This window comes from Nocardia sp. 348MFTsu5.1, from assembly GCF_000383535.1.
GTDB classification, from domain to species: Bacteria; Actinomycetota; Actinomycetes; order Mycobacteriales; family Mycobacteriaceae; genus Williamsia; species Williamsia faeni.
Map to the genome: position 1 here is coordinate 83,067 of NZ_KB911514.1, position 19,544 is coordinate 102,610.

Sequence of the window (19,544 nt, forward strand, 5' to 3'; positions counted from 1 at the left end):
CTCCAACTCATGACCGACTCGCTTGATCGCGTTGACTTCTGGTTCGACCCCCTCTGCCCGTGGTGCTGGATCACCTCCCGCTGGATTCTGGAGGTCGAGAAGGTACGCAGCATCGAGACAAACTTCCACATCATGAGCCTGGCAGTGCTGAACGAGGGCAAGGACATCCCCGACGAATACCGGGAGAAACTGTCGCAGGCCTGGCGCCCGGTCCGCGTGATCGCTGCGGCGCAGGCCGAGCGCGGCGATGAGATCCTGTCGCCGCTGTACACCGCCTTCGGAACGCTCATCCACAACAAGGGCATCGAGGACTTCGACGAAGTCATTTCACAAGCGCTCGCCGAGGTGGGGCTGCCCGCGGAGCTGGCCAAGGCCGCCGACGAAACCACTTTCGACGAAGCGATCAGAAAGAGCCATCACGCCGGTATGGACAAGGTTGGCGACGACGTCGGAACCCCGACGATCCACATCAACGACGTGGCCTTCTTCGGACCGGTCCTGTCGCGGATCCCGCGCGGCGAGGACGCCGGCAAGGTGTGGGACGGCGCGTTGGCGCTGTCGAGTTACCCGCACTTCTTCGAACTCAAGCGCTCCCGCAACGAGGGACCGGAGTTCGACTGACCTGCTCAGTCCCCGGGTTACGGCTCCTGTGGGTCCCGGTCGGCCTGATTCTTCGTCAGGTCGACCGGCGGCGGTGAGGCCGCGGGCCCAGACGGCGTCGCGGGAGGTGCCGGCGGAAAGTACGGCGGATATCCGCTGATCGGTCCGCCGGCAACCATGGCCCCCGCCCAGGTCGGGGGCACAGGAGTTGGGGGCGGCAGCATCTGGATGTGGCCGCTGCCGATTCCCCGAACGATCCGGCGGGGGCGGAAGAACATCCGGCCCGCCCCGGAGCGGTCTCGGAGGGCCGCAGCTCGCCAGGTCAGCACCGGATGGGTCGACTGCAGATTGGTCAGCCAGGTGAAGAAGCCCTTCTCCAGGGTTGCCCGATCGGCGAACTCGTCGAAGCTCACCGACGTCAGCATGTATTTGCCGGCAGCCAGTACCCCGATGGCGCCGGGCGACCCCGACGGCTGGTTGTAGTAGCCGTGATTGTCTGCGGTGTACTCCATCGACCGCGACAGGGCCTGGCCGAGCACGGGGATGTTCAGGCCGATCGTCGAACCGAGCTGTCGCCAATACGACACGTGCCCGGCCGCGATGTGACCGACCTCGTGGCCGATGATGAACCGCAACGCCTCAGGACTGCGGGCGTGCCCGCCGATCTCGAAAAGATCTGAATAAACGACAACAAACCGCCGGAATCCGTGGCCGGAGGCATAGGCGTTGATCCTGCCGTTGCCGAGGACGACGTAGGCGTCGGGAACATGTTCGAGCCCGAATCTGCGTGCTGCCTCGACCACCATCTGATAGCCCTCTGGGAACTGGGTGGGGCTCATCTTCACTCCGTTGACGCGCGGCATCGCGTAAGTCAGGCCGCGGATCAGATACAGCAGCAGCGGTGCGATCAGGATCAGCACGAACCACGTGTTCAGAGAACCGGTCGCCACGAGGATCACACCCAGGACGTACCCGCCGATGCCGACGATCAGGACCAGGACCAGGATCGGAATCTCCCACGGATGCCGCCTCGGCCGTCCGGCATAGGGGGCCGGGGGAAGCCAGTGCGACGCCGGTGGGAGTGTAGGCGTGTCGGGATTCACTCTGCCGAGACTAGTGCCGGGCCTGCGCAAACACCCGACCCGTGAACTCCGATTCCCGATCGATGCCCGGGGCGCCGCCGCACTCTGTCAGACTGGTTGCCATGCGCGTGTACTTAGGTGGCGACCATGCCGGATTCGAACTCAAAGCCCAGATTGCCGAACATTTGACCTCTTCGGGTCACGAGGTGATCGATTGTGGAGCGCACGAATACGACGCGCTCGACGACTATCCGTCGTTCTGCGTCGACGCCGCGCTACGGACCGTCGCCGACGAAGGCAGTCTCGGGATTGTGCTCGGTGGCAGCGGAAACGGTGAGCAGATCGCCGCGAACAAGGTCCCCGGAGCCCGTTGCGCGCTGGCGTGGAGCGTCGAGACGGCGCAGTTGGCGCGCCAGCACAACAAGGCTCAGCTGATTGGTATCGGTGGCCGCATGCACAGCCAGGCCGAGGCGCTCGCGATCGTCGACGCCTTCATCGGTACCGAGTGGTCGGGTGAAGAGCGTCACCAGCGCCGCATCGACATCCTCGCGCAGTATGAGCGCAGCGGCGTCCCGCCGGCGCTGCCTGCCGGCTGAGACTTCGAAATCAGCTGTGCCGGAAGGGCATACGCTTCACCGGTTGGCCCGGATCCATCATCGAAAGTTTGCCGGCCGGCAAGTCGCGGTCAGTAGTCCGCAGGGACGTTTCTCCTCGGGGGCCGGGCGGGTCGACGGACAGACGTTCGTCCGGGCCGAGGCCTGGGGCAAGCATCTGATCCATCGCTACGGCAATGGTGAGATCGTGCATGTGCACCTCGGTCTCTACGGGGCATTCAGCGAAGGCGAAGCGCCGCTTCCCGAACCGGTCGGTCAGGTGCGGATGCGTATGGAGTCGCAGGTCTACGGCACCGATCTGCGGGGACCGACCGCCTGCGAGCTGTACACCCCGGACGATCTGACGGCACTGACCGCGCGACTCGGCCCGGATCCGCTGCGCAAGGACGCCGATCCTGACCTGGCCTGGGCGGCGATCACGCGGTCCCGCAAGGCAATCGGGGCGCTTCTGATGGACCAGAAGGTGCTCTGCGGCGTGGGGAACGTCTACCGCGCCGAGGTCCTCTTTCGGGCGGCGATCAACCCGCATCGTCCCGGCACCGGGATCGACCGCCCGGAATGGGAGGCATTGTGGGCGGATCTGGTCGCCTTGATGGCGATCGGTGTGCGGCGCGGCAAGATGCACGTGGTCCGGCCCGATGACGATCACGGGGCTCCGGCGTACGGCCCGGGCCGGCCGCGGACCTACGTCTACCGGCGAACCGGTGAGCCCTGCCGGATCTGCGGGACGCCGATCCTGATGGGAGAGATGGTGGCGCGCAAGGTGTATTGGTGTCCGGTCTGCCAAGCCGACTGATGTGGGTGGTCGCCTCAGCAGGCGCTCAGGTTTGATCGGCATCATGGTCGCATGGCAGTCGTGACGGTGCTCGTGGTCGGAGGAACCGGAGAATCCTATGCAGGTGACACCCGTCAACGGGTCGGCGGGCTGCTCGCCGAGGTGACCGGCCGACTCGACGAACGGTTCGACTGTCAATGGGTGGGGTATCCGGCCAGCTATGGCCCGGTCCCCGATCTGGCCGGTATGAGCTATCTCGACAGCGTGCGCGCGGGCGTGGCCAACCTGCGGGACCGCCTGGTCGCGACGCCCGGGCCGGTGATGTTGATCGGGTACTCCCAGGGTGCAGTGGTGATCCGAAACCTGTTGGCGGATCGGAAGAGTTCGCGGGCAGTCGTCGCGGTCGGGTTTGTGGCCGATCCACACCAGCCGCCGGGGGTCGTTGCAGGTTGTGACGGGTTCGGTCTGGCCGGTGAAGGCCCGGCGATACCCACTGATGTCCCGGTGATGTGGATCGCCGACCCCGCCGACGTCATCTGCAATGCAAGCCGGGATTCACTGCTGCGAGATTTTGCCGACCTCACTGCCGCGATGTCCATCCGGGATGTGCGTGGCTGGTTCCGCAACCTCTGGCAGGTGCTCAGGGGCAATGACTTTCAGAACGCGACTCGCACATCGATCAGTCCACGCCAATGGCGTCAGGACGTGCGGCGTCTGCGGATCGTGATGGCCGAGATCGCGGGATACCTGCCCCGAAAGTTGATGTGGCGTGGTCTGCAGATCGTGAACCGCAGCGGAGGGCGGCACACCGCGTATGACGCAGAGCCACTGGCGGGTGGGACTTTGTCGGGCTGTGAGGTCCTGGCGCAGTGGTTGCAGGTTCAGGTGACGTTCCTCCCGTTCGGCATCGACCGTCGTGCGGCCTAGTTGTTCTGACCTCGGCACCTGCCTTTCGCCGGCTGCCAGGTGCCGAACTGCCCGGTGGTAACAATTCATGCGTCTGAAATGTGAGACACCCTTAGTTGGGCGACACTGATTCCCAGAACTAACAACGCTGGGAGAAATCGACGTGGATCATTACGACCTGGTTGTCATCGGATCCGGCCCGGCAGGGCAGAAGGCGGCCATCGCGGCCGCGAAGCTCGGCAAGAAGGCAGCGGTCGTCGAACGCCGGAACATGGTCGGTGGGGTCTGTATCAACACCGGTACGATCCCGTCGAAGACGCTGCGCGAGGCAGTCCTGTATCTGACCGGACTGAATCAGCGGGAGTTGTACGGGCAGTCCTACCGGCTCAAGACCGATATCACCATCGCTGATCTCTCATCTCGTACGGCGCACGTGGTGCGCAAAGAGATCGATGTCATCCAGAATCAGTTGTCCCGCAACCGGGTTACGCTCCTGATCGGCAGCGGGAAGTTTGTCGGACCCAACGAGCTCACCGTCGAATCCGAGGGCGGCGACCACAAGAACATCACGTTCGACCACGCGGTGATCGCGGTCGGCACCCGTCCCGCGCGGCCGGCCAGCGTCGAGTTCGACGGCGCGACGATCGTCGATTCCGATCAGATCCTCGGAATGGACCGGGTGTCACAGTCCATGGTGGTGGTCGGTGCCGGTGTCATCGGGATCGAGTATGCGTCGATGTTCGCGGCGTTGGGAACCAAGGTCACCGTGGTCGAGCAGCGCGAGAGCATGCTCGACTTCGTCGACCGCGAAATAGTCGAGGCACTGCAGTACCAGCTGCGCGACCGAGGCGTCACCTTCCGGTTCGGCGAATCGGTGAAATTGGTCGAGAAGCATCAGGCGGGAACCGTCACGGTGCTGGAGTCGGGGAAGAAGATCCCTGCCGACACCGTGTTGTATTCAGCCGGCCGTCAAGGTGTCACCGAGGAACTCGGTGTTGCCGCAGCCGGTTTGGAGGGCGACAATCGCGGCCGCCTCAAGGTTGACGAGTGCTTCCGCACGGCTGTGCCGCACATCTATGCGGTGGGCGACGTCATCGGATTCCCGGCGCTCGCGGCCACCGCCATGGAGCAGGGACGACGGGCCGCCTACGACGCCTTCGGTGAACCGGTCGGCGTCGCGGACTCGTCCAAACATCCGATCGGTATCTATTCGATCCCGGAGATCAGCTTTGTCGGCAAGACCGAGGAACAGCTGACTGCGGACAACGTGCCCTTCGAAGTCGGTGTTGCCCGTTACCGGGAGCTCGCCCGGGGCACCATCATGGGTGACGCGTACGGCATGCTCAAACTCCTGGTCCACGCACAGGACCGCAGCATCCTGGGCGTGCATGTATTCGGTTCCAACGCCGCGGAATTGGTGCACATCGGGCAGACCGTGATGGGTTGCGGGGGAACCATCGACTATCTGGTCGATGCGGTGTTCAACTACCCGACCCTCGCCGAGGGTTACAAGGTGGCGGCCCTGGACGCGGTGAACAAGATGCGGGCCATCGCGCGGGTCACCGGCGTCGGCAACGGGCATGATCTCGGCGCGGAATAAGCGCGTCACCACACAGGCACCGGGCGAAGCAACACGCGATACGAAAAAACCGGCGCCGAGAGATGCTCTCGGCGCCGGTTCTTCAGATGCTCTGCGGTCTAGCTGCCCTGGATGTACTCCCCACCGATGGTGCCCTGCACCACGATGGGAGTTCCTTCCGGGAAGTTCTCGTAGGCCCACTTACCGTTCTCAGTGCTCACGTTGATGCAGCCATGGCTCACATTGGTGTTGCCCTGCTGCTCCAGCGACCATGGTGCGGCGTGGAGGAAGATTCCGTCCCACGACATCCGGATCGCGTACTCGACATAGGTGCGGTAACCGCCGGGTGAGTCGATCGGGACACCGTACGTGGACGAATCCATGTACATGTCGCGGTACTTCTCTTTGGTGTAGTACGTGCCGTTGGGGGTCGGGTGTTCGTTCGAGCCCATCGAGATCGGCATCTTGCGGACGATCTTGCCGTCGTGCCACACGGTCAGTTCGTGGGTGGCGTCGTCGGCGAGCGCGACCCAGCCGGTGTCGGTCTTCACCGGAGGTGCGGGCTCGGCCGGCTTGACGGGCTCCGGGGCAGGCTGGGGCGTGGTCTCCGGTGCCTGCGGTGTGGGCACGGTCAGGCCAGGGATCTGGGGGAGCGGCACGCCGGGAAGCCCGGGGATGGTGGGCGACGGCTGTGCCGAAGCTGCAGTTGGGACGGCCAAGGCCATGACAACAACACCGAGTCCGGCGGCAAGAAGGCGTTTCGCGGTGCTCCCGCGGGTGAACTTGCTGGTCGACACTATGGATAACCCTAACGTTAGGCTGCGGTTTAATGCGCCTCCCGAAAGCGCAGATTCAATACTTGCATGTTGGTACCACCCGGCCAAACGCTACGAACGCTTTTGAGGTCAGAGTTGCTGATGGGACCAGTGAGGTTCGACACTCCGGGCCAAGAGTGATCTGTCTCACTGGCCGTCAGCAGGTGCTTGGCGCCGGCAGACCGGCAAATCGATCAGACAGCCACTGAATCGCCCCGGGGATGCCCAGTGGATAGGCGGCCACATGATTCGGTGCCGGGGTGAGCAGGCTCGATACTCGGACACCGGCACGGCAATACCGGTTGTTGGTGGTGATGATCGAATCGACCGGGATCAGTTCGTCCGTGGGACTGTGCCATTCGAAGACGGGCGAGTTCGGTGACCCGGGGTAGATGTCGAGGCCGTTGGCGGCGACGACTGCCCGGACGGTGGGGTCATCGAAGATCTTGACGTCCGGTGTCATCTCGTCGGCGCTGTGATCCTGCCCGATCTCCAGGATCTCGTTGGTGCAGGCATTCTGCATCCGCAGGTACATCGACCGCCCGAGATCAGTCAGGTTGTCCCACATCGGGATCTCGTCCGGGTACTCCCGCGACAGTCCGACCGCGGCGGCGTACGCGAGTCCGAATGCCGGATGAGGGTTGTTGTAACCCAGGCCTTCCGCCATTTTGATCAGATTCATCGGTGCGCCGCCGTATGCGCTGCCGGCCAACCGGAGTCCCGGTGCGTAGGTGGGCGCGAGTGCAGCCGCCCACGCGGTGGCCATTCCGCCACCGGAATACCCGATCAGTCCGACGGGACTCCCGGAGATGTTCGCGGTGCGGAAGTTCTTTCCGGCCTTGATGCCGTCCAGGGTGATCCGGCCACCGAGTTGGGCGGCACCGTACGCGCTGCGCGGGCCGAGATGGTCGGGGACCTCGATGACCCAGCCTTGTGCCAGCAATCCGTTCAGAGCCGGTCCCTGACGAGCGGTAAGGCTGTTGGTCTGCGTGAACAGCGTTTGTGAAGGTGCACATTCGAGTCCGAGCGCGTTCACGATGTCCTGGAAGCTCAGAACAGGCGCGTTCGCGGTCCGGTTCTGGGGCAGCAGCAGGGTCGTGACGGCGGCGATCGGCCGCTCGTACATGTCCGTGCTGCGGAACTTCAATTGCCAGGTCTCGATATTCACGAACCCCGGCGGGTTGGGCATCTTGCGGCTGGCGACGATGTCACCGTTGGCGTAGTCGCCGATATTGGCCGGAGCGACGTAAAAGCGGTCGCCCAGCGGAGTCGGTAGCGCGACGTCGTCGGCGCCGGCAACGGCGGGCGTCATTGTCAGCAGGGCCAAGGTGGTCGCGCAGAGAGTTCCGACGGTAATCAGCCGACGTCGTAGTCGAGTGCGGAACACGGCAGTACTGGACGTGCTCAAAAGAGGGCCTCCGGGTCACATGGGTCAATGCAGCAACGAGCGTCGACCTCCCCGACGACGATGTCCGATATGTAACCGTTGTCAGGCAGGACCTGTCAAGGCGAAGCGGGTGGGCTCAATTCAGCCTGAGCCTGACGATCATTTTGGCTGGGTGATCCCGTCAGCGCCTGGATCACAACGGTTTTGATCGCGGCGATCAAACATTGTGCCCGAGTAGTCCACAACACGCGTAGCATCCGCGCCATGAACCGGCCGGCCCGCTCCGTGTGGAACGAAGGCGGCATCTGGGCGGGCGCGGCGAGGCGATTGGCGCCCTTTCTCGACATCGGCATCGCGGTCGTCGCGACCGCGCTTGCGCTCATCTCGTTGCTGAGCACGGATGTCCACGCCGTCGATCCCCGGCTGCACGAGCCGAACGCGATCGCGGTCATCGGCACGATTGTCGCGACAGCATCGCTCTATTGGCGACGCGTACACCCGACGCTGTCGTACTACGCCTTCGCAACCGGTTGTCTGATCGTTGTGCTGACCGGCAACTACATCGGCTTGCTGTCGATCCTGTTGCTGTTTGCCCTCTACTCCCTGGCCGCGCATGGCCGGCGTCGCAATGCCGCACTCGCACTCATCGGCACCATGGGAGTCTTCGCCGCACTCGCAGCCGCCGATGTCCCCGACCTGCGCATGTCAGACCTCTTGCAGGCCTGGGCGCTTCTCCTCACGGCCTGGGCAGTGGGCGACGCGATCCGCGGTCGCCGCGCACAGCATCGCGACCAGATCCGGGCCGCCGAACATGATGCGGCCCTGGCGCGCGAACAGGCGACGCGCGCGGTCGCCGAGGAACGCCTGCGGATCGCGCGTGAACTTCACGACGTGGTGGCGCACAGCATGTCGCTCATCGCCGTCCAGGCGGGTGTCGGTGCGCATGTCATCCATACCGACGTCGACGCAGCCGAACGCGCCCTTCTTGTTGTCGCCGAAACGAGTCGTGAGGCGCTGGCCCAGACCCGTTCGATGCTCGGCATTCTCCGCGAAGACGGTGACCGTGTCGATGGTCCGGTGCCGCAAGGCCTGGGCGAGCTACCCGCTTTGATCGCTGTGGTCCGGTCGGCGGGGCTCGAGGTGGCGTTCGACGAGACGGGTACACCGGTCGAACTCGATGCCGCAGTCGAATTGTCTGCCTATCGGATCGTGCAGGAGTCGCTGACCAACGTGCTCAAATATGGCGGCTCGTCGGCGCGTGTACATCTCGACCACAAACACGATCATCTCGACATCGACGTGACCGACCCCGGTGGGCGCTCGGTCGCGCCCGGGCCGGACGGCGGTGGCGGCCACGGACTGATCGGCCTTCGGGAACGCGCACAGATTGTCGGTGGTTCCCTGATCGCAGGTCCCGACCCAGCGGGAGGATTCCGCGTCCACGGGACGCTTCCCGCCCGGCGTGAGGGTGCCTCGTGAGCGCGCCCGTGACGACAGTGGCCGTCGTCGATGATCAGGCGCTCGTGCGTTCCGGCTTCGTGGTGCTGTTGAATTCGGATCCCGGTATCGAGGTCGTCGGCGAGGCCGACAACGGACAACAGGGGTGGGATCTGTGCCGCCGGACCACTCCGGACGTCGTGTTGATGGACGTCCGGATGCCCGGCACAGATGGAATCGAGGCGACCCGGCGTATCGTCACCGATCCGGCGTGCTCAGGCACAAAGGTGTTGATACTCACAACCTTTGACGAAGACGAACTCGTGATCGAGGCGCTCCGTGCCGGGGCGAGCGGATTCCTCCTGAAAGACACCAGGCCCGACCTGCTGCTGCACGCCATCGCGGTCATCGCGAGCGGAGAATCCCTCCTGGATCCGGCTGTCACCAGGCGGATGATCGAACGCTTTGCCGCGCTGCCGGATTCGGGTCCACGGCCACCGCCCGAGGACGGGCTCACCGCGCGGGAGCGCGAGGTTCTGATCGCCATTGCGCGAGGCATGTCCAATGACGAGATCGCGACCTCGTTGCACATGGGCTACGGCACGGTGAAGACCCACGTCAGCCATCTGCTGACAAAACTGGACAGCCGCGACCGTGCGCAACTGGTCATGTACGCCTACGAATCGGGACTGGCGGTACCGGGGGCGTGACCTCGTAACCCCCTGCGGTCTCTATCTGCAGACAGAGGAGACGGGTCTGGGCTCTGTCTGCGGTCTCGTCCACAAAGGGCCTCGCGCCAGATGCCCACCCCATGTCCGGGGGAGCACATTGATGGGGCACGGTCAGCCGGCCGCACGCCCCGCAGCGATCGCCCCGATCGCAGTCGCACAGGAGTTCTGATGTTCGGATCCAATGCCTTTCGTGAAATCGCCGTTTTCGTCGCGGTGGCGTACTCGCTTGCCATCGGTATCGCCGTGGTCCTGCCCGACGCCGGTATCAACACGATGCTCAGTGTGCTGGTACCGGTGGTCACCGTCGCCATCATGACGTTCACCATCATCCCGAAGGGCAAACGCCGAGAACTCTGGAACAGCTTCGGTCTGCGGCGCTCGGGCGGTTCGGCGCTGCGACCGGCGTTGGCCATCCCGATGGTGCTGGTGATCCTCGCCTACGGTGCCGCGGTGTTGTCGGGGGTCGCCGACTTCGTGTCCATCCACTTCACGCCGCTCGGCAGTGCGAGCTGGGTGGCCGACCTCGTCATCGAACTCGCCATCGGCACCGTGTTCATCCTGGGCGAAGAGATCGGCTGGCGCGGATTTCTGTTGCCCCGGATCCAGCAGTTCACCAACCGGCGCAAGGCGGCTGTGCTGACCGGATTCATCCATGGTTGCTTCCACCTGCCGCTCATCCTCATCGCCACCACGTATGACGCAGACGGCAGTCGATGGATCGTCGCCCCGATGGCGGTCGCGACGATCACCGTTGCCGGCATCTTCTATGCATATCTCTGGGATCGTTCACACACGGTCTGGCCAGTAGCTGTGGCACACAACGCCGCGAACACGGCTTTTGTCCTCGGCGCCGCCGCCGTGGTCGCCGCGTCACCGGCAGATCTTGCCTACGTGGCGGGGGAGAGCGGTATCGCCACCTTCGGCGCGGTCATCCTGGTCGGTGCCGTCTACCTGGGGCGGGCGAAGGTGTGGCGTCGAGATCTTCCGTTGGTCGAAGACGTGCAGGTGAATCCGAAGCTTGAAGTCGCCATGCATCACTGACTCACCAAAAAAGCCCCGGTCAGCACGCTGACCGGGGCTTTTTGCAGGTGGAGCGGGTGACGGGAATCGAACCCGCGTAGCTAGTTTGGAAGACTAGGGCTCTACCATTGAGCTACACCCGCATGCATACGACATCACTGGGATCGCCACTGCTGCCGCTGCGAAACGAACTGTACCGCCTCGATCCGGCCGACATGAAATCGCCTGGTCGCGACGGCGTGGTGCGGGCCTGTGACGCCCGGTTTAGGTTCGCGGGGCAGCGGTCACGTAGTATTTGCGTTCGGCGAAAGCGGCGAGTGTTGCTCGCTTTCGGAAGACCTCACGGGATGTGGCGCAGCTTGGTAGCGCATCCGCTTTGGGAGCGGAGGGTCGCAGGTTCGAATCCTGTCATCCCGACTCACGAGAGAAACGCACTACAAGGGAGTCAAGTGAAGAGCACCGTCGAGCAGATCAGCCCGACGCGGGTCAAACTCAACGTCGAGGTTTCCTTCGAGGAACTCGAGCCGGATTTCGCCCGCACCTACAAGACGATGGCACGGGACATCCGGATCCCCGGCTTCCGTCCGGGTAAGGCACCCGCCAAGCTGATCGAGGCCCGTGTCGGCCGCGACGCGGTGCTGGCTCAGGTCGTGAATGACGCGATCCCCGCCAAGTACAGCGAGGCTGTCGAGTCCAGCGAGATCAAGGCCATCGGCCAGCCCGAGATCGATCTTTCGGAACTCGAGTACGGCAAGAGCATCACGTTCACCGCCGAGGTCGACGTGCGCCCCGAGATCGACCTGCCGGATTACTCGACCCTCGAGATCGAGGTCGAGCCGGTGTCGGTGGACGACGACGCTGTCGACGAGCAGCTCGAGGCCCTGCGCGCCCGCTTCGGCACCCTGACCGGTGTCGACCGCCCGGTCGCCGATGGGGACTTCGTCTCCATCGACCTGTCGGCCACCATCGACGGCAAAGAGGTCGAGGAAGCCGCGACGAGCGGTCTGTCCCACGAGGTCGGCTCGGGTGAGCTGATCGACGGACTCGACGATGCCCTCATCGGTCTCAAGGCCGGCGAAGAGAAGATCTTCAAGAGCACGCTGGTCGCCGGAGACCACAGTGGCGACGAAGCCGACGTCACCGTCAAGGTCGTGTCGGTCAAGGAGCGCGAGCTTCCCGAGGTCGACGACGAGTTTGCCCAGCTGGCAAGCGAATTCGACACCGTCGACGAGCTGAAGGCCGACCTGCGTGAGCGTGTCGCCCGGTCGAAGAAGATGGGTCAGGCGAACGCCATCAGCGAGGCGCTCGTCGCCAAGCTGGTCGAGACCATCGACGTTCCGCTGCCCGAGGCGATCGTCGCCGCCGAGGTCGACGGCCAGATCCACCAGGTCGTCCACAGCCTCAATCACGACGATGAGGCATTCGAGCGTCTGCTCGAGGCTCAGGGCACCACCCGCGAGAAGTTCGAAGCCGAAGCGCGTGAGGGTGCCGAGAAGTCGGTGAAGACCCAGCTGCTGCTCGACGCGATCGCCGATCAGCAGGAGACCGACGTCGCTCAGGACGAGCTGATGCAGCAGATCATGTTCCAGGCGCAGCGCTACGGCATGCAGCCCGCCGAGTTCGCTCAGCAGCTGCAGCAGGCCGGCCAGGTCGGCGCGATCTACGCCGAGGTCCGCCGCAGCAAGGCGCTCTCCTCGATCGTCAACGAGGTCACCGTCAAGGACACCGACGGCACCGTGGTCGACACCGACGAGTTCTTCCCGAAGCAGGTTGCAGACGCAGAGGGTGACGAGTCAACCGACGAGTCATAAGAGACAAAACGCCAGCAAGCATTCTGCTGTCAGCGAATAGGGGCGACGCCGAGGGTTCGGCGTCGTCCCTATTCGTTACTGTCGAAGCCAGCAGTCAAATCACTGTGAGTCCGTTGAACGAAAAATCCCAGGAGCCGATCCTGGGACGCGAAGGTAGGTACCGTGACTGAGCCGAAGATCCACACGCCAGCGCTCTCCGGAGTATCCGCGAGTTCGGGTGTGGCCGGACTGAATCTGACCGACTCGGTCTTCGAGCGTCTGCTGCGTGAGCGCATCATCTTCCTGGGAACCCAGGTCGACGATGACATCGCCAACCGGCTGTGCGCCCAGATTCTGTTGCTGTCGGCAGAAGATCCGACAAAAGACATCAACCTCTACATCAATTCCCCCGGCGGTTCGGTGACGGCCGGGATGGCGATCTTCGACACCATGCAGCTCGCACCGTGTGATGTCGCCACCTATGCGATGGGCATGGCCGCTTCCATGGGCCAGTTCCTGCTCGCCGCGGGCACCAAGGGCAAGCGGCACGCCCTGCCCCACGCGCGGATCATGATGCACCAGCCGTCCGCCGGCATCGGTGGCACGGCTGCCGACATCGCCATCCAGGCCGAGCAGTTCGCGCTGACGAAAAAAGAGATGAACAAGCTCAACGCCGAGTTCTCCGGACAGACGCTGGAACAGATCGAGTTGGACGCCGACCGCGACAAGTGGTTCACGGCCGAGCAGGCCAAGGAATACGGCCTCGTCGATCACGTGATCTCGCGCGCCTGACCGGCTTCTCTGGTCGAGCTCCGCTCCGCTTCGTCTCCGGCCCCTCGCACACTCATCCGAAAGTAATGAGGACCATGAACAACCTTTCACCCCAGTCGCGGTACATCCTGCCTTCGTTCATCGAGCACACACCGAACGGTGCTCGCGAGTACAACCCCTACGCCAAGCTTTTCGAAGAGCGAATTGTCTTCCTGGGCACACCGATTGACGAGACCGTGGCCAACGACATCATGGCGCAGCTACTGGTGCTCGAGTCGCAGGATCCCGACCGCGACATCATCTTGTACGTGAACTCGCCCGGTGGCAGTGTGCCCGCGATGCTGGCCATCTACGACACCATGCAGTACGTCCACTGCGACATCGCCACGGTGTGCCTCGGTGAGGCAGCATCTGCGGCGGCGATCGTCCTGGCCGGTGGTACACCGGGCAAGCGGGCGGCTCTGCCGAACGCGACGATCCTGATCCATCAGCCGCGGACCGGTGGGGCATACCAGGGTCAGGTCTCCGACCTCGAGATCCAGGCCGCCGAGATCGAGCGCATCCGCCGGAAGCTCGACGACATCCTGGCCGGTCACACCGGTCAGCCGTCCGACAAGATCCGCAAGGACACCGACCGCGACAACATTCTGACCGCCGCGCAGGCCAAGGAATACGGCATCATCGACGAGGTCTTCGAATACCGGAAGAAGTCGGGCCGCAAGTAGCGCGTATGGGCTGTCGCGGGCCTGAAATAGGCCCGCGACATTTCGCTTTATCGGTCGAAGTTCCGCCCACCTACGGGTACGGTCGTGGGTACTGTGCTCCGCGTGAGCTGGGGCGGACCGCCGAACTTCATCGTCGTTGGGGCGTCAGGCAAGGGAAGTAGGGAAAGCAACAGATGGCACGTATCGGAGATGGTGGCGATCTTCTGAAGTGTTCTTTCTGCGGAAAGAGCCAGAAGCAGGTCAAGAAGCTGATCGCTGGACCCGGTGTGTACATCTGCGATGAGTGCATCGACCTGTGCAACGAGATCATCGAAGAGGAGCTGGCCGAGACCAGTGACGTCAAACTCGATGAACTCCCCAAGCCGGCCGAGATCCGGGACTTCCTGGAGAACTACGTCATCGGACAGGACACCGCGAAGCGGACTCTGGCAGTGGCGGTCTACAACCACTACAAGCGCATTCAGGCGGGCGACCGCAAGGACTCGCGAGGTGCAGAGCCCGTCGAGCTCGCCAAGTCGAACATCCTGATGCTCGGCCCCACCGGTTGCGGCAAGACCTACCTGGCCCAGACCCTCGCCAAGATGCTCAATGTCCCGTTTGCCATCGCCGATGCCACGGCTCTCACCGAGGCCGGTTACGTGGGCGAGGATGTCGAGAACATCCTGCTGAAGCTGATCCAGGCCGCCGACTACGACGTCAAGCGTGCCGAGACCGGCATCATCTACATCGATGAGGTCGACAAGATCGCCCGAAAGAGCGAGAACCCGTCGATCACCCGCGACGTCTCGGGCGAAGGTGTGCAGCAGGCTCTCCTCAAGATCCTCGAGGGCACCCAGGCATCGGTGCCGCCGCAGGGTGGCCGTAAGCATCCGCATCAAGAGTTCATCCAGATCGACACCACCAACGTGCTCTTCATCGTCGCGGGTGCCTTCGCCGGACTCGACAAGATCGTCTCCGATCGAATTGGCAAGCGTGGCATCGGATTCGGCACCGAGGTGGCCAAGAACGACGACGACAGCAGCGACCACTTCGCCGAGGTCATGCCCGAAGACCTGATCAAGTTCGGTCTGATCCCCGAGTTCATCGGGCGTCTCCCGGTGATCGCATCGGTGACCAAGCTCGACAAGCCGTCACTGATCAACATCCTCTCGGAGCCGAAGAACGCTCTGGTCAAGCAGTACGCACGGCTATTCGACATGGACGGTGTGGAACTCGAATTCGACGACGACGCCCTCGAGGCGATCGCCGATCAGGCCATCCATCGTGGAACCGGTGCTCGCGGACTGCGCGCGATCATGGAAGAAGTCTTGCAGCCGGTGATGTACGACATCCCCAGCCGCGACGACGTCGCCAAGGTTGTTGTCACCGGAGAAACGGTGCGCGACAACGTACTTCCGACCATCGTCCCGCGCAAGCCGCGTCGCGACGAACGGCGCGAGAAGAGCGCGTAACCACTGCGCCCGGTCACTCGACGATGCGGTGACCGGCGCAGTACACGTTCATCGATTCGCCGCGCAAGAAACCGACGATGGCGACATCTTGCTCGGCGCCGAGGTCCACAGCCAGCGACGACGGTGCCGACACGGCGGCAACAATCGGGATGCCAGCCATCACGGCCTTCTGCACCAGCTCGAACGACACCCTGCCGGACAACATCAAAATGGTGTTGCGCAACGGCAGGGTGTTTTGTTGCACCGCCCAGCCGATCACCTTGTCGACCGCGTTGTGTCGTCCGACATCTTCTCTCGCCACGAGCAATGTGCCCTCGGTGGTGAAGAGCGCGGCCCCGTGAACCCCTCCGGTGGAGCTGAATATCTTCTGGGACTCGCGAAGTCGATCAGGTAATCGGGCGAGGGTCTCGACGTCGACGGTGCAGTGGTCGTCGGCCGGGCGATGATTCGAGGCGAGTCGTACCGCGTCGAGTGACGCCTTCCCGCACACACCGCACGACGACGTGGTGAAGAAGTTGCGGGTGGCGGTCTCCGGCACCCGGCGATCGTTGCGCAACGTCACATCGAGGAGGTTGTAGGTGTTGCGGCCCTCGTCGTCGACACCGTTGCAATAGCGGATGACGGCGATGTCGTCGGCTTTGTCGATGATGCCTTCGGTCAACAAGAAACCGTGGGTGAAATCGATGTCTGCGCCGGGCGTTCGCATCGTGACCGACAGTGATTCGCCGGCAACCCGGATCTCCAGTGGCTCCTCGACGGCCAGCGTGTCGGCGCGGGAATCGGTACCGCCCGGGCGTATGCGCCGAACGCGCGTCCGTGCGCTTGCCCGCCCCATCAGCAGCGCTCCAGCCGGATGGTGATGGCCTTCGATACCGGCGTATTCGATTTGGCCGCAACATGTTCGAGGGGGACCAGTGGATTGGTTTCGGGGTAGTACGCCGCCGCATTGCCGCGGGGAGTGGGATACCCGACGATCCGGAATCCTTCGACGCGGCGTTCTTCGATACCGCCGGTGCCCGCGAACTCGGAGACCAGATCGACACTCTGGCCTTCGGTGAATCCGAGATCGGTGATGTCCGCCGGGTTCATCAACACCACTCGCCGGTCGCCCTTGATCCCGCGGTAACGGTCGTCGTGACCGTAGATCGTGGTGTTGTACTGGTCGTGGCTGCGCATGGTCTGCAGGATGAGGCGTCCCTCGGGGACCCGAAGCCACTGCAAGGGGTTCGTGGCCAGATTTGCCTTGCCGGTCCGGGTGGGGAATGAGCGGGTGTCGCGCGGCGGATGGGGCAGCACAAACCCGTCGGGATGACGGACTTTGTCGTTGAAGCCCGCAAAACCGGGGACCACGCGTGAGATGTGGTCGCGGATCGTGTCGTAGTCGTCGGACATCGGGCCCCAGGGGACCGGGTGATCGGCCCCGAGAGTCGCCTGCGCGAGGTCGCAGATGATCGAGACCTCACTGCGGAGCTGAGCGCTCGACGGCGGCAGCGATCCGCGTGACAGATGCACCACCGACATCGAATCCTCCACGGTGACAGCCTGTTTGCGTCCGTCGCGCACATCTTTGTCGGTGCGGCCGAGTGTGGGCAGGATGAGTGCGGTGGTGCCGGGCCGCAGATGTGAGGCGTTCAGCTTGGTGCTCACCTGCACGGTGAGACGGCAGTTCCCCATCGCGGCCGCCGTGGCGTGGGTGTCGGGGGTGGCGGACACAAAATTGCCGCCCATGGCCATGAATACCTTGATGTCGCCGGCGGCCATCGCGCGGATGGTGTCGACGGTGTCGAGACCGTGTTTCCGGGGTGAGGTGATCGTGAACTCGCGGTCGAGGGCATCGAGGAACGCATCGGGCATCTTCTCCCAGACACCCATGGTGCGGTCGCCCTGCACGTTGGAATGTCCACGCACGGGGCACACTCCGGCACCGGGCTTGCCGATCATGCCGCGCAGCAACAGGAGATTGGTGAGTTCCTCGATGGTCGCGACGCCGTGAGCCTGCTGTGTCAGGCCCATCGCCCAGCAGATGATGGTCCGATGCGAGGCGATCATCCGGTCCGCGGTCGCGCGGATCGTGTGCTCGCTCAACCCGGTGGCTGTGACGATCTCGTCGAGGTCGACCTTCTCGAGTTCAGCGAGATAGTCGTCGACACCGAGACAGTGTTCGTTGATGAAGGCGTGGTCGAAAACTGTTCCTGGAGCCTTCTTCTCGGCGTCGAGAAGTAATTTCCCCAGACCCCGGAACAGCGCCATGTCGCCGCCGATGCGGATCTGGAGGAACTCGTCGGCCAATGCTGTGCCCTTGCCGATGACGCCGCTGACCTTCTGCGGGTCCTTGAATCGCAGCAGACCGGCTTCGGGGAGCGGATTCACCGCGATGATGGTGGCACCGTGTTCTTTTGCCTTTTCCAGGACCGACAGCATCCGCGGATGGTTGGTGCCGGGGTTCTGTCCGGCGATGATGATCAGGTCCGCGGCCTCGATGTCAGGGACGGACACCGAACCCTTGCCGATGCCGATCGCCTCGATCAGCGCGCTGCCCGAGGACTCGTGGCACATGTTGGAGCAGTCGGGAAGGTTGTTGGTGCCGAGCGATCGGGCAAACAGCTGGTAGAGGAATGCGGCCTCGTTGCTGGTGCGACCGGAGGTGTAGAACGCTGCCTGATCCGGGCTCTCGAGAGCTTTGAGTTCCTCGGCGATCAGGGCAAAGGCCTGATCCCATTCGATGGGGCGATAGTGGTCGTCTCCGGCGGCCAGCACCATCGGATGGGTGATCCGGCCCTGCTGGCTCATCCAGTATTCAGAGCGTGCGCGGAGGTCGGAAACGCTGTGCGCGGCAAAGAAATCCGGGCCGATCGTTCGTTTGGTCGCTTCTTCGGCAACTGCCTTCGCGCCGTTCTCGCAGAACTCGGCGTGCTTGCGGTGGCCGGGTGTTTCCGGCCACGCGCAACCGGGGCAGTCGAAGCCCTCCTGCTGATTGAGGGCCACGAGCGTCTGAGCGGTGCGCAATGCACCCATCTGTTTCACCGAGCGACCCAGAGCCACGGCGACCGCGGTGACACCCACAGCCCACTGCTTGGGCGGGTGCTGGTCGACTTCTCGGCGCGCGGGCTCCGGGATCGATTCGGTGTCCATGTGTCCATCTTTCCCTGTTTACGATGACTCACCCACCGGGCACGGAGATTTGCTCCACACGACCTGTTGCGAATCGGCCCACAGGGCGACCCGGCTCGCGTTAACTGTCCCCATGGAGACTTCACGAGTGGGCGCACTGGTCTTGGCAGGCGGGGCATCCAAACGGATGGGCAGCGACAAGGCGGCATTGGCCTGGAATGGCGAGTCGATGCTCGTCCGGATCACCAGGGTTGTGTCTGAGCGGTGCGATCCCGTCCTGGTGGTTGCCCCCGCCAAGTCGCCGGCCTATCTGGGGCTCAGCGAAGAACATCCCGGCACCGAGCAGATTCGTTGGGTCACCGACGAGAAGCCGGGTGCCGGACCGCTCGCCGGTTTGGCACGTGGGCTGGCTGCGGCGGCCGAAGCCGGACGCGACGTGGTGTTCGTGTGTGCCACCGACATGCCGCTGGTCTCGGTGGAGATGATCGACGAGTTGCTCCGGGGGCTGTCGGATGCCGATGACGCCGCGATCGCGGTGGATACGCAGCGGGCACATCCATTGGCCGGCGTCTATCGCACGCGGGCGGCAGGCACGCTTGCCGACCTGGTCCAGACCGGGGAACGCCGGATGCTCGCCGCAGTCGACGCGCTGCGTACCAACCGCGTGACGCTCAGCGATCCGTCCTGGTTGACCAATGTGAACGCGCCCGAAGACCTGCATCGGCTCCGGGTTCACTGAGCCCGGATCGG

The 19,544-nt window shown here is 63.9% G+C and carries 18 protein-coding genes and 2 tRNA genes; 14 read left to right on the forward strand and 6 right to left on the reverse strand.

Going from position 1 to position 19,544, the window contains the following annotated elements:
• The first annotated feature begins 9 nt into the window (after nt 1–9).
• A complete protein-coding gene (locus H290_RS0112890; RefSeq protein WP_020107224.1) occupies nt 10–621 on the forward strand; it encodes a DsbA family protein in 612 nt (203 codons plus the stop codon).
• 17 nt (nt 622–638) lie between these two features.
• Here the strand turns inward: H290_RS0112890 and H290_RS0112895 are convergent, their stop codons facing one another.
• Nucleotides 639–1,703 (reverse strand): M48 family metalloprotease, encoded by a 1,065-nt coding sequence (locus H290_RS0112895; RefSeq protein ID WP_020107225.1) that lies wholly within the window; start codon nt 1,701–1,703, stop codon nt 639–641.
• A 101-nt stretch (nt 1,704–1,804) separates the two neighbouring features.
• On the opposite strand from H290_RS0112895, the gene H290_RS0112905 reads away from it, so the two are divergent.
• From H290_RS0112905 to sthA, 4 genes are all read left to right on the forward strand, one after another.
• Nucleotides 1,805–2,278, forward strand: coding sequence for a ribose-5-phosphate isomerase (locus H290_RS0112905; protein WP_020107227.1), 474 nt, complete (start codon nt 1,805–1,807; stop codon nt 2,276–2,278).
• A gap of 16 nt (nt 2,279–2,294) precedes the next feature.
• Entirely contained in the window at nt 2,295–3,092 is a 798-nt protein-coding gene (locus H290_RS0112910) for an Fpg/Nei family DNA glycosylase (RefSeq protein WP_028463130.1), read from the forward strand.
• 51 nt (nt 3,093–3,143) lie between these two features.
• Nucleotides 3,144–3,998, forward strand: a complete 855-nt coding sequence (locus H290_RS0112915) for a PE-PPE domain-containing protein (RefSeq protein WP_020107229.1) — start codon at nt 3,144–3,146, stop codon at nt 3,996–3,998.
• A 142-nt stretch (nt 3,999–4,140) separates the two neighbouring features.
• Nucleotides 4,141–5,577 carry a Si-specific NAD(P)(+) transhydrogenase gene (gene sthA / locus H290_RS0112920; RefSeq protein WP_020107230.1) on the forward strand — a complete coding sequence of 479 codons (1,437 nt, stop codon included), beginning with the start codon at nt 4,141–4,143 and terminating at the stop codon, nt 5,575–5,577.
• 98 nt (nt 5,578–5,675) lie between these two features.
• Here the strand turns inward: sthA and H290_RS0112925 are convergent, their stop codons facing one another.
• The gene (locus H290_RS0112925) at nt 5,676–6,353 is read right to left on the reverse strand and encodes a L,D-transpeptidase (RefSeq protein ID WP_020107231.1); all 678 of its coding nucleotides are present in this window, start codon (nt 6,351–6,353) and stop codon (nt 5,676–5,678) included.
• 175 nt (nt 6,354–6,528) lie between these two features.
• On the reverse strand, nt 6,529–7,683 hold the full coding sequence (locus tag H290_RS0112930; protein ID WP_020107232.1) for a lipase family protein: 1,155 nt from the start codon (nt 7,681–7,683) through the stop codon (nt 6,529–6,531).
• 339 nt (nt 7,684–8,022) lie between these two features.
• On the opposite strand from H290_RS0112930, the gene H290_RS28505 reads away from it, so the two are divergent.
• From H290_RS28505 to H290_RS0112945, 3 genes are all read left to right on the forward strand, one after another.
• Nucleotides 8,023–9,237, forward strand: coding sequence for a sensor histidine kinase (locus H290_RS28505; RefSeq protein ID WP_020107233.1), 1,215 nt, complete (start codon nt 8,023–8,025; stop codon nt 9,235–9,237).
• Nucleotides 9,234–9,905 (forward strand): response regulator transcription factor, encoded by a 672-nt coding sequence (locus tag H290_RS0112940; RefSeq protein WP_020107234.1) that lies wholly within the window; start codon nt 9,234–9,236, stop codon nt 9,903–9,905. The genes H290_RS28505 and H290_RS0112940 overlap by 4 nt, the downstream gene beginning before the upstream one ends.
• A gap of 189 nt (nt 9,906–10,094) precedes the next feature.
• Nucleotides 10,095–10,967 (forward strand): CPBP family intramembrane glutamic endopeptidase, encoded by an 873-nt coding sequence (locus H290_RS0112945; RefSeq protein ID WP_020107235.1) that lies wholly within the window; start codon nt 10,095–10,097, stop codon nt 10,965–10,967.
• A 48-nt stretch (nt 10,968–11,015) separates the two neighbouring features.
• Here the strand turns inward: H290_RS0112945 and H290_RS0112950 are convergent.
• A tRNA-Gly gene (locus H290_RS0112950) sits at nt 11,016–11,089 on the reverse strand.
• A 200-nt stretch (nt 11,090–11,289) separates the two neighbouring features.
• Here H290_RS0112950 and H290_RS0112955 point away from each other — a divergent pair.
• The 5 genes from H290_RS0112955 (at nt 11,290) to clpX (ending at nt 15,683) form a co-directional block, all read left to right on the forward strand.
• Nucleotides 11,290–11,363 (forward strand) — tRNA-Pro (locus H290_RS0112955).
• Nucleotides 11,364–11,395: 32 nt separating this feature from the next.
• The gene (gene tig / locus H290_RS0112960) at nt 11,396–12,757 is read left to right on the forward strand and encodes a trigger factor (protein ID WP_020107236.1); all 1,362 of its coding nucleotides are present in this window, start codon (nt 11,396–11,398) and stop codon (nt 12,755–12,757) included.
• Nucleotides 12,758–12,919: 162 nt separating this feature from the next.
• Nucleotides 12,920–13,528 carry an ATP-dependent Clp protease proteolytic subunit gene (locus H290_RS0112965; protein ID WP_028463131.1) on the forward strand — a complete coding sequence of 203 codons (609 nt, stop codon included), beginning with the start codon at nt 12,920–12,922 and terminating at the stop codon, nt 13,526–13,528.
• Nucleotides 13,529–13,602: 74 nt separating this feature from the next.
• Entirely contained in the window at nt 13,603–14,232 is a 630-nt protein-coding gene (locus H290_RS0112970; RefSeq protein ID WP_020107238.1) for an ATP-dependent Clp protease proteolytic subunit, read from the forward strand.
• A 173-nt stretch (nt 14,233–14,405) separates the two neighbouring features.
• Nucleotides 14,406–15,683 (forward strand): ATP-dependent Clp protease ATP-binding subunit ClpX, encoded by a 1,278-nt coding sequence (gene clpX / locus H290_RS0112975; RefSeq protein WP_020107239.1) that lies wholly within the window; start codon nt 14,406–14,408, stop codon nt 15,681–15,683.
• Nucleotides 15,684–15,696: 13 nt separating this feature from the next.
• Here clpX and fdhD read toward each other — a convergent pair whose 3' ends face one another.
• Together fdhD and H290_RS0112985 are read right to left on the reverse strand one after the other, a co-directional pair.
• Nucleotides 15,697–16,518 (reverse strand): formate dehydrogenase accessory sulfurtransferase FdhD, encoded by an 822-nt coding sequence (fdhD, locus tag H290_RS0112980; protein ID WP_020107240.1) that lies wholly within the window; start codon nt 16,516–16,518, stop codon nt 15,697–15,699.
• On the reverse strand, nt 16,518–18,815 hold the full coding sequence (locus tag H290_RS0112985; protein ID WP_020107241.1) for an FdhF/YdeP family oxidoreductase: 2,298 nt from the start codon (nt 18,813–18,815) through the stop codon (nt 16,518–16,520). Before H290_RS0112985 ends, fdhD begins: the two co-directional genes overlap by 1 nt.
• Before the next feature lie 112 nt (nt 18,816–18,927).
• Between H290_RS0112985 and H290_RS0112990 the strand changes: the two genes are divergently transcribed.
• Entirely contained in the window at nt 18,928–19,533 is a 606-nt protein-coding gene (locus H290_RS0112990) for a molybdenum cofactor guanylyltransferase (RefSeq protein ID WP_020107242.1), read from the forward strand.
• Nucleotides 19,534–19,544 lie beyond the last annotated feature (11 nt).

Excerpts from the sequence above, each read along its gene's own strand:
- H290_RS0112985 (WP_020107241.1), bottom strand. The coding sequence starts at position 18,815 with ATGGACACCGAATCGATCCCGGAGCCCGCGCGCCGAGAAGTCGACCAG.
- H290_RS0112930 (WP_020107232.1), bottom strand. The coding sequence starts at position 7,683 with ATGACGCCCGCCGTTGCCGGCGCCGACGACGTCGCGCTACCGACTCCG.
- H290_RS0112905 (WP_020107227.1), top strand. The coding sequence starts at position 1,805 with ATGCGCGTGTACTTAGGTGGCGACCATGCCGGATTCGAACTCAAAGCC.
- H290_RS0112945 (WP_020107235.1), top strand. The coding sequence starts at position 10,095 with ATGTTCGGATCCAATGCCTTTCGTGAAATCGCCGTTTTCGTCGCGGTG.
- fdhD (WP_020107240.1), bottom strand. The coding sequence starts at position 16,518 with ATGGGGCGGGCAAGCGCACGGACGCGCGTTCGGCGCATACGCCCGGGC.
- H290_RS28505 (WP_020107233.1), top strand. The coding sequence starts at position 8,023 with ATGAACCGGCCGGCCCGCTCCGTGTGGAACGAAGGCGGCATCTGGGCG.
- H290_RS0112890 (WP_020107224.1), top strand. The coding sequence starts at position 10 with ATGACCGACTCGCTTGATCGCGTTGACTTCTGGTTCGACCCCCTCTGC.
- H290_RS0112990 (WP_020107242.1), top strand. The coding sequence starts at position 18,928 with ATGGAGACTTCACGAGTGGGCGCACTGGTCTTGGCAGGCGGGGCATCC.
- H290_RS0112970 (WP_020107238.1), top strand. The coding sequence starts at position 13,603 with ATGAACAACCTTTCACCCCAGTCGCGGTACATCCTGCCTTCGTTCATC.
- clpX (WP_020107239.1), top strand. The coding sequence starts at position 14,406 with ATGGCACGTATCGGAGATGGTGGCGATCTTCTGAAGTGTTCTTTCTGC.
- H290_RS0112915 (WP_020107229.1), top strand. The coding sequence starts at position 3,144 with ATGGCAGTCGTGACGGTGCTCGTGGTCGGAGGAACCGGAGAATCCTAT.